The sequence below is a fragment of the Parasphingorhabdus pacifica genome (assembly GCF_054779195.1).
Genome location: NZ_BAAGYS010000004.1, coordinates 49,548 through 65,658, shown reverse-complemented (window position 1 = coordinate 65,658; position 16,111 = coordinate 49,548). Strand labels below are relative to the sequence as shown.

Genomic DNA, 16,111 nt, shown 5'->3' with positions numbered 1-16,111 from the left:
CGTGGCGACTCCGGGAACGGAAAGCGACACCGCCGTGCAGAACGAGGCGGAACGGGGCAGTGTGCTGCACCGTCTCTACACCGGTACCGGTGCGTTCGACATCGTCGGAAAGCGCAAGCGTTGGTACCTGCTCTTCGGGGCGCTGCTGCTGGTCTGCATCGGCACGATGGGATTCAAGGGCTTCAACCTCGGGATCGACTTCGAGGGCGGCACAAAGATCCAGATGCCCGCTGTGGGCGCCCAGGGGCAGATCGAGCCGGACCAGGTGCAGGACGCCTTCCAGGACGCGGTCGGCAAGCGGGCCGAGACCGTGCAGATCGTCGGCTCGGGTGCTACCCAGAGCATCCAGATCCGCACCGAGACGCTGTCGGTACCCGAGGTTAGCCAGGTCAAGCAGGAACTGTTCGACCAGTTGCGGCCGATCGGGGTGAACGGAGAGCCCAACCAGCAGTCCATCAGCGACAGCGCGGTGAGCGGTACCTGGGGCAGTGAGATCACCGAGCAGGCGTTGATCGCCCTCGGCGTATTCCTGGTCCTGGTCACCGTTTTCCTGGCGCTCTACTTCGAGAAGTGGATGGCGGTCGCGGCGCTGCTCGCGCTGCTGCACGACGTAGCCGTGACCGCGGGCATCTACGCGATCCTCGGGTTCGAGGTCACGCCGAGCACCGTGATCGGTCTGCTCACGATCCTCGGCTTCTCGCTGTACGACACCGTGGTCGTGTTCGACAAGGTCAAGGAGAACACCCGGGGACTGCTCGGGCTCACGCGTCGAACCTACGCGGAAGCGGCCAACCTCGCGGTCAACCAGACCCTCATGCGGTCGATCAACACCTCCATCGTGGCGTTGCTGCCGGTGCTGGGGCTGCTCGTGGTCGGTTTCGGGATGTTGGGCGTCGGTGTCCTGCGTGATCTGGCGCTCGTTCAGCTCGTCGGCATGCTTGCCGGTGTGGTTTCGTCGATCCTGCTGGCCACGCCGATGCTGGTGGACTTCAAGATGCGGGAGCCGAAGTACAAGGCTCAGGCGGAGAAGGTTCGGCAGCGTCGCGAACGGGGTTCGGCGAACGGTTCGGCAAACACCGCCCGCTCCGATTCCGGCGGGCGAGACGATGAGCGGGACGGCGAGCACGCGCTGGCCGGAGCTTCGAGTTCGGCGAGCAGAACGGAGGCGCGCCGCTCGAACAACCGGCCTGCGGGCAAGGCCGGTCGTCCCAGCGGGAAGAAGCGACGCTGATGTCAGACGCGGTGCGGGTTCTGGATCCGACCATCCAGGACGCGGTGGGGCTGATCCGGGAGGTGCCCGACTTCCCGTCTCCCGGGGTCCTGTTCCGGGACATCGGCCCGATGCTGGCGAACGGGGACGCGCTCGGTTCGCTCGCGGAGGGACTCGGGCGCGACGGCGACTTCGACGTGGTGGCGGGCGTGGAGGCACGAGGATTCCTGCTCGGTGCGGCGGTGGCGCGGTCCTTTGGCACGGGCGTGGTGGGTCTGCGCAAGCCGGGCAAGCTGCCCGCGGTCGCCGATGAGGTGGACTACGACCTGGAGTACGGGTCGAGCACCCTGCAGTTGCCGTCCGAGTCGCTCGAACCGGGTCAGCGGGTGCTCGTGGTCGATGACGTCTTGGCCACCGGCGGGACGCTGGGAGCGGCCTGCGAACTGGTCCGGCGCTCGGGTGCGAAGGTCTCGGCTGCCGCTGTCGTCCTGGAACTCAGCGCGTTGGCCGGTCGGGAGAGCCTCTCGGACGAAACGCTGCGCGTATTGCTGGCGGTGTGATTGGTCACAGTTCGCCGGGCCGATTCGGGGTCGATCCGATTTCCGCGCGGTCCGGCGAGCGTGCCTGTGGAAGTTTCGAACCGGACATTGTGGCGAAAAAGCGACTGACCAGTCAGGCTGAAGATCTCGCGACGCTCGGCCGCAGAGAGCGACCGTTCGGCGTTCGCCCGGCACGCCCGGGAAGGCTGGCCTCCCGAACGGCGTTATTCTCAATGCCCGGGCCGTTGACCACGAGGCCCGGGGATGAGTTCTTCCTAGTGCCCGGGAGCGTGCGGTGAGCCAAGAAGTCGAATCACCTGCTTCGGCAACCGAGCCGGTGTTCCAGTCCCGTCCCCCGTCGGCCACCCGGCGGGTTCGGGCGAGGCTGGCCAGGCGGATGACCGCTCAGCGCGCCGGCCAGGTCAAGCAGGTCCTCGAGCCGCTCTCCGCGGTGCACCGCGAGCTGCATCCGCATGCCGATCTGGCTCTGTTGCAGCGCTCCTACGACATCGCCGAAGAGCGGCATCACGAACAGCGGCGCAAATCCGGCGACCCGTACATCACCCATCCGCTGGCCGTGGCGACGATCCTCGCCGAACTGGGGATGGACACCACCACGTTGGTGGCGGCGTTGCTGCACGACACGGTGGAGGACACGGACTACTCGCTGGAGCGGTTGCGAGAGGACTTCGGCGACGAGGTGGCCCACCTGGTCGACGGGGTCACCAAGCTGGACAAGGTCAAGCTGGGGGCAGCTGCCGAGGCCGAAACCATCCGCAAAATGATCATCGCGATGGCGCGCGATCCGCGGGTGCTGGTCATCAAGTTGTCCGACCGGCTGCACAACATGCGAACGATGCGGTTCCTACCGCCGGAGAAGCAGGCGCGAAAGGCCCGCGAAACGCTCGAGGTGCTCGCGCCGCTGGCGCACCGGCTGGGCATGGCGACGATCAAGTGGGAGCTGGAGGACCTGGCCTTCGCCATCCTGCAGCCGAAGAAGTACGACGAGATCGTGCGCTTGGTCGCCAACCGGGCCCCTTCCAGGGACACCTACCTGCGCAGCGTCACGGACGAGCTCTCGGGGCAGCTCGAGGGAGCCCGGCTTTCGGCCAGGGTCGAAGGGCGTCCCAAGCACTACTACTCGATCCATCAGAAGATGATCGTGCGCGGGCGGGACTTCGACGACATCCACGATCTGGTGGGTGTGCGCATCCTCGTCGACGGGGTCCGGGACTGCTACGCGGCGATGGGCGTCGTCCACGCGCTGTGGCAGCCGATGCCCGGGCGGTTCAAGGACTACATCGCCCAGCCCCGCTTCGGCGTGTACCAGTCGCTGCACACCACGGTGATCGGCCCCGAGGGCAAGCCGCTGGAAGTGCAGATCCGCACGCACGAGATGCACCGGACGGCCGAGTACGGGATCGCCGCGCACTGGCGCTACAAGGAGACCAAGGGCCGCAACGGTGCCAACGGCGGGGTCGACGTCGACGAGATGGCCTGGATGCGACAGCTGCTCGACTGGCAGCGGGAAGCGGCGGACCCCGGCGAGTTCCTGGAGTCTCTGCGGTACGACCTCGCCACCAGGGAGATCTTCGTATTCACGCCGAAGGGCGACGTCATCACGTTGCCCTCGGGTTCTACGCCGGTGGACTTCGCCTATGCCGTGCACACCGAGGTGGGGCACCGCTGCATCGGCTCGCGGGTCAACGGCCGCCTCGTCGCCTTGGAACGCAAGCTGGAGAACGGCGAGGTCGTCGAGATCTTCACCTCAAAGGCGGAGGGATCCGGCCCCAGCCGCGACTGGCTGTCGTTCGTGGCCTCCCCGCGTGCGAAGGCGAAGATCAAGCAGTGGTTCGCGAAGGAACGCCGCGAGGAGGCCATCGAGTCCGGCAAGAACGCCATCGCGAAGGAGGTCCGGCGTCTCGGGCTTCCGGTGCAGCGGTTGGTCTCGGCCGACTCGATCGGTGCGGTGGCGAAGGAACTGCACTACGTCGACATCACCGCGCTGTACGCGGCGGTCGGCGAGCGGCAGGTCTCGGCCCACCATCTGGTGCAGCGGCTCGTCACGTTGATCGGGGGCGTGGAACAGGCGGAGGACGAGATCGCCGAGCGGGCGACTCCCTCCACGGTCCAGCAGCGGCGGCGCAGCCCCGGCGACTCCGGTGTCGTGGTCAAGGACGCCGGTGATGTGTGGTCCAAACTCGCCCGCTGCTGCACCCCGGTGCCCGGCGACGAGATCCTCGGTTTCGTGACTCGCGGCGGCGGTGTCAGCGTGCACCGAACTGACTGCACCAACGCGGACGATCTGCGCAAGTCTCCCGAGCGGTTGGTCGAGGTCCACTGGGCCCCGTCGGCGTCGTCGGTGTTCCTCGTGGCCATCCAGGTCGAAGCGCTCGATCGGCACCGACTGCTCTCGGACGTCACCAAGGTGCTGGCGGACGAGCGAGTCAACATCCTGTCCGCATCGGTGACGACCTCGAAGGACCGGGTGGCCGTCAGCCGGTTCTCGTTCGAGATGGGCGACCCGAAGCACCTCGGTCACGTGCTGAAGGCCGTGCGCAACATCGAGGGCGTTTACGACGTGTACCGGGTGACCTCGGCGGCGTGAGCCGGACCACCCCGGCGGCACCGTGAAGCGGTGCGGCCGGGGTGGTCCGGCGTCATGCCGAACGGCCCCGGCCACCTGCGTGCGAGGTCAGGCGTCTCGGACGGTGACCTTCTCGAACTTGACTTCCTCGTTCGGGCGACCGGTCGATCCGTACGCGCCGTCGTGGCCCTTGCGGGCGATCTCGTCGATGACCTTCAGACCTTCCTCGGAGATCGAGCCGAACACGGTGTAGGACGGGTCGAGCGGGGCTTCGCCGTAGACCATGAAGAACTGGCTGCCGTTGGTATCGGCCCCCGAGTTGGCCATAGCCAGGTGCCCGCGCCCGTAGTCGAGCTCGGGGAAGACTTCGTCGTCGAACGCGTACCCGGGCCCGCCGGTGCCCTGTCCGGTGGGGTCGCCGCACTGCAGCATCTGCAGACCCTCGGTGCCGAGCCGGTGGCAGCTCGTGCCGTCGTAGAACTTCTCCTTGGCCAGGTGGGTGAAGCTGTTCACCGCGCACGGTGCCAGTGACCGGTCGAGCGTGATCGGGATGGCCCCCGCGTTCGTCTCGATCGTCGCCCGAACCTTGCCGGTGGAGGACACCTCCCCGTCGGCCGGGGGTTGTACCGGCTTGGCCGGCTCACCGCCGGGCCGGTACTCGCACGAGACCGGATCGGCCAGCGGCGCCGGTCGCGTCGGAGGGGACGCGACCTCGGTGGGGATCTGCACCTCCGGCCGGTTCTGTTCCGGTTCGGCGGCCGACGGTTGCTGTTCGTCGTTGGTGGAGCTGAAGTAGAAGACACCCGCCACGACGGCCACGACCACCACGATCACCGTGGCGATGGTGATCGTTCGGCGTCGCTTTTCCTGCTCCGCACGCCGCTTCAGTTGACGCTCCAGCTTTCTCTTCGCTGTCTCGCGACGCTGCTCGTTGTTGGGCACCTGCTGCCCTCCTGAAGTCCGCACAATGAAGTTGACTCGGAGAGTTTATTGGGATCGGGTTCGGCTGAGGTGCGAGACCTCGAAGACGATAATCTAGGCTGGACCGGCCACTTCACACCGTCGGCATCGTCAGCACCGTTCAAACGAAAGGTCGCACTTCGTGCTCGTCCTCGGATTCCCGACCGGACCGCTGCAGGCCAATTGCTACGTGCTCGCCCGCGGCAAGGGCCAGCCGTGCGTTGTCGTCGACCCGGGCCAGGAAGCCGTGCCCACGCTCGACCAGCAGCTGCGGGACAACGACCTGACCGTTGCGGCGGTGCTGCTCACCCACGGACACTTCGATCACGTCTTCTCGGCCGCGGAACTGTGCGAGACCCACGGCGCGCCCGCGTGGATCCATCCGGATGATCGCTTCATGCTGGCGGACCCGGGTGCTGCGCTCGGGCCGCAGGGGCGCGAGCTGTTCGGCGGTGCGCTGTCGATGGGCGTTCCCGCCGATGTGCGCGAACTCGCCGAGGATATGGACCTGGAGCTGGCGGGTATCCGGTTCGACGTCGTCCACAGCCCCGGCCATACGAGCGGGTCGGTGTTGTTCGGTGCCGGGACCGACGAGGGTGGGCGGCTCGTGTTGGCGGGCGACACCCTGTTCGCGGGCGGTATCGGGCGGACCGACCTGCCCGGCGGTGATCATGAACAAATGCTGCGCACCCTGTCCGACAAGGTGCTGCCGTTGGACGATGAGACCGTGGTGCTTCCGGGCCACGGACCTACCACGACCATCGGGCGCGAGCGCGAAGGAAACCCGTTCCTGGAGGGCCTGAAGGCTTCTGCGGCGGGACGCGACGAACAGCCCAACCTGTGACGAGGACTGCGAACCACCAGCCATGAGCACTTTCAACGCCCCCAAGGGCATTCCCGAGTACTTCCCGCCGGATTCGGCGGCTTTCGTGGAGGTCAGGGACACGCTGTCGGATGCTGCCCGGAGGGCCGGCTACGGCTACATCGAGCTGCCGGTGTTCGAGGACACCGCGCTGTTCGCTCGCGGCGTCGGCGAGTCGACCGACGTGGTCAGCAAGGAGATGTACAGCTTCGCTGACCGGGGCGGGCGTTCCGTGACGTTGCGCCCGGAGGGCACAGCGGGCGTCATCCGCTCGATCATCGAGAACGGTCTTGATCGCGGGCAGCTCCCGATCAAGCTCTACTACGGCGGCCCGTTCTTCCGCTACGAGCGCCCGCAGGCGGGCCGCTACCGGCAGTTGCAGCAGGTCGGGGTGGAGGCCGTCGGTGTCGACGATCCGGCATTGGACGCCGAGGTCATCGCCATCGCGGACGAGGCGTACCGCAGGTTGGGCTTGACCGGCCACCGAATCGAACTGACCTCGTTGGGTGACAGCACCTGCCGCCCGGAGTACCGGGCGAAGCTGCAGGAGTTCCTGGCCGGGTTGCCGTTGGACGAGGAGACGCGTGAGCGCGCGAAGCTCAACCCGCTGCGGGTGCTCGACGACAAGCGCCCAGAGGTACGCGAGATGGTCGCCGAGGCCCCGCTGATGGTCGACCACTTGTCCGTCGAGGCGAAGGACCACTACGAGCGGGTCAAGTCACACCTCGCGGATCTTGGGGTGCCGTTCACCGAGAACCCGCGGCTGGTGCGCGGTCTGGACTACTACACGAAAACCACGTTCGAGTTCGTCCACGACGGGCTCGGCTCCCAGTCGGGGATCGGCGGCGGCGGCCGCTACGACGGCCTGATGGCCGAGCTCGGTGGTTCTCCCCACTCGGGCATCGGGTTCGGGCTGGGCGTGGACCGCACGGTGCTGGCGTGCCAGGCCGAGGGCATTCCGGTCGGTGATCCGGCGCGTTGCGACATCTACTGCGTTCCGCTCGGCGAGGCCGGTATGCGGCGGGTCGTGTCGGTGGCCGGTGAACTGCGGGCGGCGGGTGTGCGGGTCGACGTGGCATACGGCGGCAAGGGGCTGAAGGGAGCCATGAAGGGCGCGGACCGGTCGGGTGCCAAGTTCGCCCTCGTGCTCGGCGAACGTGATCTCGAAGCGGGCACGGCCCAGCTCAAGGAGCTCGCGACCGGCGAGCAGCGAGCCGTGGAGCTGGATGCGGTGGTCGGTCAGGTCCGGGACCTGTTGGCGGGGGAAGCGTCGGAATGAGCACCGATCCGGTCGTCCTCGATCTGCTCGACCGCAAAACTCTGCGGCGGCGGGCCTGGACCGTGGCGCTGACGGGGGTGATCATCGCGGCCGCGCTGGGCGGCGTGATCGGCCTGTTCGCCGGACCGATCGGCTTCGGGGTCACCGTGGTCGTCGTCGCGGTCCCGCTGTTGCTGCTTTCGGCGGGGGAGGGGAAGAAGACCTCCTGGCTGCATGGCACCAAGGTGTCGGTTCGCGCGTTCGGGACGAGAACCGTCGACCTGAGTACGGCCGACTCGCTCGACGTCCTGGTCACCGATGCTCGCGGGATGCGTACGGTGAGCCTGCTCGTCAGCGGAGGTTCGAAGCGCAAGACGGTGAGCCTCGCCCTGGCCATCTACGCGGGCACGGGTGGTAGGGAACTAGGGGTGCTCGCCCTGCGCCGGTTGGCCGATACGCTCGCCAGCACGGGTGACACGCGCGCTCTGGTGCTCTCGGAGCTGGTGGTGGCGCAACTGCGTTCGGAGGCGCGGGGCGACGGCGCGCCGGATCGCCCGCTGTACCGGCTTGCTTCGCTGGCGCCGCAGGGCCGGATGGCCCAGAAGATCAAGTCCGACGCGGTGGCGCGGTTCGTCACCGCGCTGGACTGACGCACGGCCGAAACCGGGTCAGTCGCGGGCGGTGCGGTCGCCGTCGGTGTCGTCGAGGGTTGGGCCGTCGCAGGTGGGGCGGTTGGCCGGTTTACTCCTTCTGGATTTCGTTTCCCGGGCGAGGTCGGTGCCTGCGGCCCGTCGCGGTGTTCGTGGCGCCCTCACCGATCCGGTCCGCCGCCGAACCCGGTCCCCGCGTGTTGGGGTGGGTGGGTTCTCGCACGGCCACTGCTGCTGCGATGGCGGTCGTGATGGGGACGGCCGCGATCAAACCGATGCTGCCGACCAGGGTTCGGACGACCTCCTGCGCGACGGCTTCCGCTCCGACCACCTCGGCGAAGGTCCGGCCGGACAGCGAGTAGGCCAGCAACAGCGGCAGGGCGGCACCGGCATAGGCGAGGACCAGTGTGTTGACGGCGGAGGCCACGTGGTCCCGGCCGATGCGCAGGCCGGCTCCGTAGAGGTTCCGCCACGACATCGTCGGGTTGGCCTCGCGCAGCTCCCACACCGCACTGGTCTGGGTGATGGTGACGTCGTCGAGCACGCCCAGCGCGCCGATCACGATCCCGGCCAGTAGCAGTCCGCGGGCGTCGATGGGGGCACCGAGGAGTCCGATCAGGCTCGCGGTGTTCTCGTCCAGCCCCGTCAGGTGGGTGGTGGCCGAGAAAAGGGCGCTGAGCAGGCCGATGAGGCTCAGGCTCAGCAGTGTGCCCAGTACCGCCGTCGAGGTTCGGGCGGAAAAGCCGTGGGTGATGTAGAGCGCGGTGAACATGATGAGCCCGGCGCCGGTCACCGCGACGACCAACGGGGATTCGCCCGCGAGGATCGCAGGCAGCACGAAGCCGATCAGGATGACGAAACTGACGCACAACGACGCGAGAGAGGCCAGGCCCTGCCATCGGCCGAGCACCAGGACGGCGGCGATGAAGACGAGCGCGAGCACCAGTAGTGCGTTGCCGCGCTGGAAGTCGACCACCTGGTACGAACTCTCCGCCTCCGGGTTCGCCCCGGCATAGGAGAGGACGACCTTGTCACCGACGGCGAAGCGCGGGCTACTGGGGTCGGTGGGCATTCGCTGGGTGATGGTGTTTCCCGAGGCGGGCCCGTCCTGCATGTGCAACTGCAGGACCGCGCACTCCCCACCGCCGCCGGTGGGTGCTCCTTGGCTGCACGAGCCCGCCCGCGCCGAGACGACCTCCGCGTTGACCGGGTGTTGCGCGAATCCGACGGCCGCGCTGGTGCTCTGGTCTTGGCCGAACGGGTACAGCAGTGCCGCACCGACGATCGCGGCGAGTGCGAACGGGATCAGCGCGACGGCGAGTATGCGCCGAACCTGCTTCGAAGCCGGTGGCGCCTGGCCGTGCCCGTGCCCATGCCCGTGGCCGTGTCCGGCGGCAGGTGGGGCGGGACGGCGGGAACCGGGGCGCCTTCCCGGGGGCGTTGATCGGTCGTCGGTCACCGGGCAATGATAAGGAGTGCCCGAACCCATCGCGGGGTGCACGGCCGGATCCGGCGCGTGACCTCGGACGATCAACTCGACAGATAGTCGAAAATCTGTTCGAATACCCTTATGCGATGGGAAAGGCAGCGCCTGAGCGCGCCAGCCAGGGCGGGTGATCAGGCTGAGCTCTCGTTGGATCTGCCCGAGGTGTCCGACGGTGCGGGTGGCGGTCGTGGTTCGGGACGGGCCGGTCTGCGGTTGCCTGATCCGACGCCGATCGAGGCGGGTACGGAGGATGCCTACGCGATCGAGATCCGGGCGAAGACGATCATCAACAAGGTGCCGGGAGAGGCCCGCCCCTTCGGCTGGACTGTCAACCCCTATCGAGGATGCGGCCACGCCTGCCGGTACTGCTTCGCGCGGAAGACCCACACGTATCTCGATCTGGATTCGGGGTACGACTTCGACAGCAAGATCGTGGTCAAAGTCAACGCCGGGACGTTGTTGCGATGCGAGCTCGCGAGTCCCAAGTGGGGCGGTGAACCCATCGCGATGGGCACCAACACTGACCCGTACCAGCGGGCCGAGGGGCGCTACCGGCTGATGCGCGAGATCATCCCCGCGCTTCGAGACCACGCCAATCCGTTCTCGATCCTGACGAGGGCACGCTGGTACTTCGTGATCTGGACCTGATCGTCCGAGCTGCCGAGGTGACGGACGTTTCCGTTGCGGTGTCGGTGGGGTCGGTCGACGAGCGGTTGTGGCGGTCGGTGGAGCCGGGAGCCCCTTCTCCGGCACGGAGACTGGATGTGGTGCGGCGGTTCGCCGATGCCGGGATCGGGTGCTCGGTGCTGATGGCCCCGGTGTTGCCCGGGCTGAGCGACTCACCGGAACAGCTGGAGGAGACGGTCGAGGCCATCATGCGGGCAGGGGCGACGAGCGTCACTCCACTGGTGTTGCATCTGAGGCCGGGGGCCCGTGAGTGGTACCACGCCTGGTTGCAGCGGGAACATCCGAAGCTGTTGCCGTTGTATGAGCGGTTGTACCGGGCTGGTTCCTACGCGCCCCAGCGCTTCCAGCGACGGGTGGTCGATCTCGTTCGTGCCGCCGAAGAGCGGCACGGGGGCCGGCCGACGAAGTGAACTCTCGCGGTGCCGCGGGTGCCACCGATGCTCCGGCGGATGGCGAGGTTCTGGTGCGTCCGGACCAGTTGTCGCTGTTGTGAATGTACGGCAAGAATGTTTCTGGCTGGTTTCGATCGGCGTTGAGATGCGGGTGGCGAGAAATTGTCACGGCGCCGGGCAGTGCGAGTTCCAGTCGGGTGAAGAACGGGGCACAGGTGTTTTCCCGAAGGATTGCCTGCCCTTAACCCCGAAATGTTGTCACTGAGAGTGATTGGCGAGTTCTCGGACGGGTTGTGCAATCGGCGATTCGTGGGTAACTGGGGTTGCTCACGGGGCTTCGAGCACGGGGCCGAGAGAGGGATGCCAGCGCACCCCGAACACCCCCATGCCGAAGTCCAGCGCGACCGCATGGGTCCGTCCGAAGCTGTCCAGCGTCATCGGCTTCGGCGGCTCCACGTCCTGGGCGGCCGAGTCGCCGACGTAGCTTTCGCAGTGCGTCGGTGGGCTGGCCGGATCGAACTGCACCTCGAGGACGTACTGGCGGACGGGGAGCCGGAAGAGCCTGCAGAAACTGTAGTCGACCTCGTTCGCGCCGGTGGGGAGTTCGACGATCTCGTACTCCATCAGGAGTGTCTCGCTCCGCTCCAGGGGTCGGTCGAAGAGCAGTTCAGCGACGATCACGTCGCGGGCGTGGTCGGTGTAGACCTGACCGAGCCTGCACGCGCGGATCGGACGGATGGTCGGGGCGAGTTCGGCCGACGACGCGCCGTCGAACATCACGATCCACCGGTCGGCACCGTTGCACTCCGCGCGAATGAGCTTGCGGACCCGCACCTTGCGCTGATTGCCGTGCGCGTCGACGTGGATCACGTCGTGATGGCTGAGCCGGGTGAGCTTGCCGTCGTGGCTGGTGTCGAGCTCGTTCAGCAATTCGACAGCGGATTCGTTCTCCGACCACAGCGCGCTCAACGGCGGGGCGTCGTTGGCGACCTGCCGGGTGCGCCCGCGTGGGCGAGGTGGTCCGAGAAGTGCGGAGAGAGCGCCGTCGGGGAGTCCGAGGACGTCTTCGAGCTGCTGCAGTGCCAGCAGCGAATCGGGGCGTTCCGGCCTGCGGCGCCCGGACTGCCAGTAGCTGAGGGCGGTGATGCTGACCGGGGTTCCCCGGGTTCGGAGTCGGTGTTGAATGCGTTCCAGGCTCAAGCGGCTGGCGCGGATCGCCGTGCGCAGGGCTACTTCGAAGGGGCCGGCTTTGAGAGCGTCTGCGAGATCGGGAGGGATGGGTTTGTCCCGCTCGTCTCGGCTGGCTGTGCGTGTCACCGAACGGTCATCGGTTTTCGGACCGGTCATGGTTACTCCTCGTGTCCGACGAACTCGGCTTTAACGCTAATGAGTGGAACCTGGATGCGCAACGGCCGACTTTCGGTTCCGCGTTCCCCACTAAAGATGGTATTCAGCTCGTCGTTCACCTCCGAGAATGCGGCCGAGCGGGTAGCCGGATGCCGAGCGGGACCAATTGTGGTTCCGGGCTGATTGATTGCCGCCTGTCTATCCCGTCGTCAACGGTGGTCACCGGTTCGACCGGAAGTCGGTGCGGTCTGCCGGCCGCGGCCCGCCCGCTCGGTACGACTCGCCAACGCAAACCTGCTCGACGCTCTGCGGGCCCGGTTGGCTAGCCTTGAAGTTTGTGCGCCCCCGCGGCCGGGGTCATCCCGTTCCGGCCGGTGTTGCGTGGGCGTCTGCCATTTCAGCGCTGTTGATCGAAGGAGTTCAGTACCCGTGATGCGCACGCACCAGGCCGGATCGCTTCGCGCCGGTCATGCCGGGCAGTCCGTCACCTTGGCAGGGTGGGTGGCGCGCCGCCGCGATCACGGAGGAGTGGTCTTCATCGATCTCCGCGATGCGTCCGGCGTCGCACAGGTCGTCTTCCGCGAGGGCGAGATTGCCGAGCGCGCGCACCGGCTTCGCGCGGAGTTCTGCGTCCGCGTCGTCGGCGAGGTCGTACAGCGGCCCGAGGGCAACGAGAACCTCGAGGTCGGCACCGGCGAGATCGAGGTGACGGCTACGGAGCTGGAGGTCCTCTCCGAGGCCGCGCCGCTGCCCTTTCAGCTGGACGAGCACCTGGACGTCGGTGAGGAAGCCCGCCTCCGCCACCGCTACCTCGATCTGCGGCGCAACGGCCCGGCCGCGGTGATGCGGATGCGCAGCGAGATCAACCGAATCGCGCGGGACGTGCTGCACGGACGTGAATTCGTCGAGGTCGAGACTCCGACCATGACCCGGTCGACGCCCGAGGGCGCCCGGGACTTCCTGATTCCGGCACGCCTGCAGCCGGGCAGTTGGTACGCCCTTCCTCAGTCGCCGCAGTTGTTCAAGCAGCTGCTGATGGTCGGCGGCGTGGAGCGCTACTTCCAGATCGCCCGCTGCTACCGCGACGAGGACTTCCGCGCCGATCGGCAGCCGGAGTTCACCCAGCTGGACATCGAGATGAGCTTTGTCGAGCAGGACGACGTCATCGAGCTCGGTGAGCAGATCCTCTCCGAGATGTGGAGCAAGCTGGCCGACCACGAGATCCCGCGGCCGATTCCTCGGCTGACCTACGCCGATGCGATGGCCCGGTACGGCACGGACAAGCCGGACCTGCGGTTCGGGCAGGAGCTGACCGAGCTCACCGAATACTTCAAGGACACCCCGTTCCGGGTGTTCAGAGCGCCGTACGTGGGCGCGGTCGTGATGCCCGGTGGCGCCGACCAGCCCAGGCGCCAGCTCGACGCCTGGCAGGAATGGGCCAAGCAGCGGGGCGCCAAGGGTCTCGCTTACGTGCTCGTGGGCGAGGACGGCTCCCTGTCCGGCCCGGTGGCCAAGAACCTGTCGGACGCTGAGCGCGAGGGCCTGGCCAAGACGGTCGGTGCGGCTCCCGGTGACTGCGTGTTCTTCGCGGCGGGCGAGCGTTCGCCGTCCCGAGGTCTGCTCGGTGCCGCACGGCTGGAGATCGGCGAGCGTTGCGGCTTGATCGACAACGAGGCCTGGTCGTTCGTCTGGGTCGTCGACGCGCCGATGTTCGAGTCGATCGCCGACAGCGACGACATCGCGGTCGGGACCGGTCGTTGGACGGCGGTGCACCACCCCTTCACCTCGCCGAACGAGGACTGGGTCGAGCACTTCGACCAGGACCCGGAGAACGCGCTGGCCTGGGCTTACGACATCGTCTGCAACGGCAACGAGATCGGCGGCGGATCGATCCGTATCCACCGCACGGACGTGCAGGAGCGCGTGTTCAACGTGCTGGGGATCTCGCAGGAACAGGCACAGGACAAGTTCGGCTTCCTGCTGGAGGCGTTCAAGTACGGTCCGCCGCCGCACGGCGGCATCGCCTTCGGATGGGATCGGATCTGCATGTTGCTGGCGGGGGCGGACTCGCTGCGCGACGTGATCGCGTTCCCGAAGAGCGGTGGTGGGTTCGATCCGTTGACGGGTGCTCCGGCTCCGATCACGACGGAGCAGCGCAAGGAAGCCGGGGTAGACGCGAAGCCCGCGGCGAAGTCGGGTGAAAGCATCTCGGTGGAGTCGCCGAACGTGGTGGAGAAGCAGGGCTGACGTGCGTTCCGGCGGCCTACCGGGGCCGTCGGGTACCACCCCGAAACGAACGGAGGCCCACGGGCGGCGTGTGCCGGCCGGGGCCAGTGCGGCTGTTTCGGTGATTTCTCTGGTGAATGAGGCCGGGTACGTGGTTTCGTATTCGTTCCGGCTGTGCAACCTCACCGATGTTGTTTTCCGTCACTGTCGAGTCGGGCATGCCTGCTGCGTAGTCGGGGACTCAAGGGGGCGCGTCGAGGCGCGCGCCGTTGAGTACGCAGCGGAGACACACAACCACCAGTTGTGTGTCACTTGACCGGTCATGCCCGTCCGGGTTCAGGAAGTGGGGGTAAGGTCTGGAGACGATGAGCGTGGAGATCACCACCGGTCCGCCGGAGGTTCGTGTCCCAGCAAGTGCGGAGGTGACCGACACCGTCGGCACCGCGGAATCCGTACTCAGCCGCAGGACGGGGGCCGCTGTCCGGCTCGCCGACGCCGAGGACCTCGGTGGCAGCGAACGCTCGGTCGTGATGCGGGTGAGAGTCGCGGAGTCGCCGTACGAACTTCCGCGCACGCTCGTGATCAAGCACTACGGCGCCTGCCCCGAGTCCGCGCAGTCGGATCCGTTCGCGCACGAGGCGGCGAGTTGTCAGCTCGCCACCGCGCTTCCGCCGGAGATCCGGGTCGGACCGGAGCTCATCGCCCACGACGCTTCGCAGCGGATCCTCGTGCTCGAAGATCTCGGACGGGGTTCCACGCTTGCCGACGTGTTGCTGGCCGACGACCCGCGAGCGGCTGAACGCGCGCTGCTGGCGTGGGCCAGGGCGTTGGGACGGCTGCACACGACGATGGCCGGCCGGGAAGCGGACTTCGACGCGCTGATGCGTCGGCTCGGCACGAAGTCGTGGACGGATCCGGTCGCCGATGACATCGTGCGCTCGGTCGCGGAGCTCCCCGCCCTGTTGGAGCACTCCCTCGGTGTGACGATGCCGCCGGGAATGCCTGCGGAACTCGATGCCGCCTCCGAGCTGCTGGGGCCGGGTCGGTATCGCTCGTTCAGCCCCTCGGACATCTGCCCGGACAACAGCCTCGTCACCGGGTCGGCCGTTCGGTTCCTCGACTTCGAGTGGGGTTGCGTCCGAGACGTCGCATTGGACGCGGCGTACCTGCAGTACCCGTTCCCGTCGTCGTGGTGTTCGTACGCGCTGCCGGACAACCTCGCCGAGAGCATGTTGGCGACGTGGCGCGCGGAGGTCACCGAGGTGTGGCCGGACCTCGATGACGACGAGGTCCTGTTCCCGAGGCTTTTCGCGGCCCAGCTGTTGTGGGTTTGGGTTTCGACCTGGTGGTTCCTGCCGAGGACGGGTGAGTCGGACCGGCCCATCGACCTGCACATGCCCTCGCCGCGTCGCAGCACCGCGCTGGTCGACCGCTGGCGGCGTCTCCGTGACGAGGCCGTGGCGACGGATCGGAACACGGTTGCGGAGTTCGCGTCCGCGATGGTCGATGCGTTGGTGGAGCGTTTCGGCGCCGGAGCGCTTCAGCTGCTGCAGTATCCGGCGTTCCGCGCCGGCGAGAAGTAGGCGAGCGAGCAGAGCCGGGTCCTTGTGCGGGTGTCCCGCGCAAGGACCCGCGCTGTGCGCGGTGGCGGTCGGTGCTGTCCGTTCGGTCCCGGTCGCGAGGTGTCGCCCGGTCCGGTCGGGTTGCGTAGTGTCCTGCTCGCGAGTGGTATCCGGTCGGTAGAACGTGGTTCGCGGTGACGCAGCGCCCTCCGGCGCGTTGCGGGAACCGGGGTGTACGGAGTCCTCCGGCGCGCGATCTTCGGGAGGAGCCAGCTGTTCGGGACGTACGCCGTCTGTTTCGGCGTCGTGAATCCGGCGAAACGCATCGGATTATTCGCATATGTG

13 protein-coding genes are annotated in these 16,111 nt (G+C 67.5%); 10 read left to right on the top strand and 3 right to left on the bottom strand.

Annotated features, from left to right (window positions below):
- Position 1 precedes the first annotated feature (1 nt).
- The 3 genes from secF (at position 2) to ACYVAN_RS04250 (ending at position 4,357) form a co-directional block, all read left to right on the top strand.
- Positions 2 to 1,231 (top strand): protein translocase subunit SecF, encoded by a 1,230-nt coding sequence (gene secF / locus ACYVAN_RS04260; RefSeq protein ID WP_460955849.1) that lies wholly within the window; start codon positions 2 to 4, stop codon positions 1,229 to 1,231.
- Positions 1,231 to 1,770 carry an adenine phosphoribosyltransferase gene (locus tag ACYVAN_RS04255; RefSeq protein WP_460955847.1) on the top strand — a complete coding sequence of 180 codons (540 nt, stop codon included), beginning with the start codon at positions 1,231 to 1,233 and terminating at the stop codon, positions 1,768 to 1,770. Before secF ends, ACYVAN_RS04255 begins: the two co-directional genes overlap by 1 nt.
- Positions 1,771 to 2,044: 274 nt before the next feature.
- Positions 2,045 to 4,357 (top strand): RelA/SpoT family protein, encoded by a 2,313-nt coding sequence (locus tag ACYVAN_RS04250; RefSeq protein WP_460955845.1) that lies wholly within the window; start codon positions 2,045 to 2,047, stop codon positions 4,355 to 4,357.
- 87 nt (positions 4,358 to 4,444) lie between these two features.
- Here the strand turns inward: ACYVAN_RS04250 and ACYVAN_RS04245 are convergent, their stop codons facing one another.
- Positions 4,445 to 5,278, bottom strand: coding sequence for a peptidylprolyl isomerase (locus tag ACYVAN_RS04245; RefSeq protein WP_460955842.1), 834 nt, complete (start codon positions 5,276 to 5,278; stop codon positions 4,445 to 4,447).
- A gap of 160 nt (positions 5,279 to 5,438) precedes the next feature.
- Here ACYVAN_RS04245 and ACYVAN_RS04240 point away from each other — a divergent pair, with 160 nt between their 5' ends.
- From ACYVAN_RS04240 to ACYVAN_RS04230, 3 genes are read left to right on the top strand one after another with little or no spacing between them, the layout of a single operon-like run.
- Positions 5,439 to 6,140, top strand: coding sequence for an MBL fold metallo-hydrolase (locus tag ACYVAN_RS04240; RefSeq protein ID WP_460955840.1), 702 nt, complete (start codon positions 5,439 to 5,441; stop codon positions 6,138 to 6,140).
- A 22-nt stretch (positions 6,141 to 6,162) separates the two neighbouring features.
- A complete protein-coding gene (gene hisS, locus ACYVAN_RS04235) occupies positions 6,163 to 7,437 on the top strand; it encodes a histidine--tRNA ligase (RefSeq protein ID WP_460955838.1) in 1,275 nt (424 codons plus the stop codon).
- Complete coding sequence (locus tag ACYVAN_RS04230) at positions 7,434 to 8,066, top strand: hypothetical protein (protein WP_460955836.1); 633 nt, start codon at positions 7,434 to 7,436, stop codon at positions 8,064 to 8,066. Before hisS ends, ACYVAN_RS04230 begins: the two co-directional genes overlap by 4 nt.
- Positions 8,067 to 8,157: 91 nt before the next feature.
- Here ACYVAN_RS04230 and ACYVAN_RS04225 read toward each other — a convergent pair whose 3' ends face one another.
- The gene (locus tag ACYVAN_RS04225) at positions 8,158 to 9,525 is read right to left on the bottom strand and encodes a YibE/F family protein (protein WP_460955834.1); all 1,368 of its coding nucleotides are present in this window, start codon (positions 9,523 to 9,525) and stop codon (positions 8,158 to 8,160) included.
- A gap of 111 nt (positions 9,526 to 9,636) precedes the next feature.
- On the opposite strand from ACYVAN_RS04225, the gene ACYVAN_RS04220 reads away from it, so the two are divergent.
- Together ACYVAN_RS04220 and ACYVAN_RS04215 are read left to right on the top strand one after the other, a co-directional pair.
- On the top strand, positions 9,637 to 10,200 hold the full coding sequence (locus ACYVAN_RS04220) for a radical SAM family protein (protein ID WP_460955832.1): 564 nt from the start codon (positions 9,637 to 9,639) through the stop codon (positions 10,198 to 10,200).
- Positions 10,201 to 10,217: 17 nt separating this feature from the next.
- Positions 10,218 to 10,649 (top strand): radical SAM family protein, encoded by a 432-nt coding sequence (locus ACYVAN_RS04215; RefSeq protein WP_460955830.1) that lies wholly within the window; start codon positions 10,218 to 10,220, stop codon positions 10,647 to 10,649.
- A 309-nt stretch (positions 10,650 to 10,958) separates the two neighbouring features.
- On the opposite strand, the gene ACYVAN_RS04210 is transcribed toward ACYVAN_RS04215, so the two are convergent.
- A complete protein-coding gene (locus ACYVAN_RS04210) occupies positions 10,959 to 11,978 on the bottom strand; it encodes a hypothetical protein (RefSeq protein WP_460955828.1) in 1,020 nt (339 codons plus the stop codon).
- Between the two features lie 432 nt (positions 11,979 to 12,410).
- On the opposite strand from ACYVAN_RS04210, the gene aspS reads away from it, so the two are divergent.
- Positions 12,411 to 14,225, top strand: coding sequence for an aspartate--tRNA ligase (aspS, locus tag ACYVAN_RS04205; protein WP_460956368.1), 1,815 nt, complete (start codon positions 12,411 to 12,413; stop codon positions 14,223 to 14,225).
- Between the two features lie 344 nt (positions 14,226 to 14,569).
- Positions 14,570 to 15,787, top strand: coding sequence for a phosphotransferase family protein (locus ACYVAN_RS04200; protein ID WP_460955826.1), 1,218 nt, complete (start codon positions 14,570 to 14,572; stop codon positions 15,785 to 15,787).
- Positions 15,788 to 16,111 lie beyond the last annotated feature (324 nt).

Coding starts and splice junctions, on each gene's coding strand:
- ACYVAN_RS04255 (WP_460955847.1), top strand. CDS start 1,231: ATGTCAGACGCGGTGCGGGTTCTGGATCCGACCATCCAGGACGCGGTG.
- hisS (WP_460955838.1), top strand. CDS start 6,163: ATGAGCACTTTCAACGCCCCCAAGGGCATTCCCGAGTACTTCCCGCCG.
- ACYVAN_RS04230 (WP_460955836.1), top strand. CDS start 7,434: ATGAGCACCGATCCGGTCGTCCTCGATCTGCTCGACCGCAAAACTCTG.
- ACYVAN_RS04220 (WP_460955832.1), top strand. CDS start 9,637: ATGCGATGGGAAAGGCAGCGCCTGAGCGCGCCAGCCAGGGCGGGTGAT.
- ACYVAN_RS04210 (WP_460955828.1), bottom strand. CDS start 11,978: ATGACCGGTCCGAAAACCGATGACCGTTCGGTGACACGCACAGCCAGC.
- aspS (WP_460956368.1), top strand. CDS start 12,411: ATGCGCACGCACCAGGCCGGATCGCTTCGCGCCGGTCATGCCGGGCAG.
- ACYVAN_RS04200 (WP_460955826.1), top strand. CDS start 14,570: ATGAGCGTGGAGATCACCACCGGTCCGCCGGAGGTTCGTGTCCCAGCA.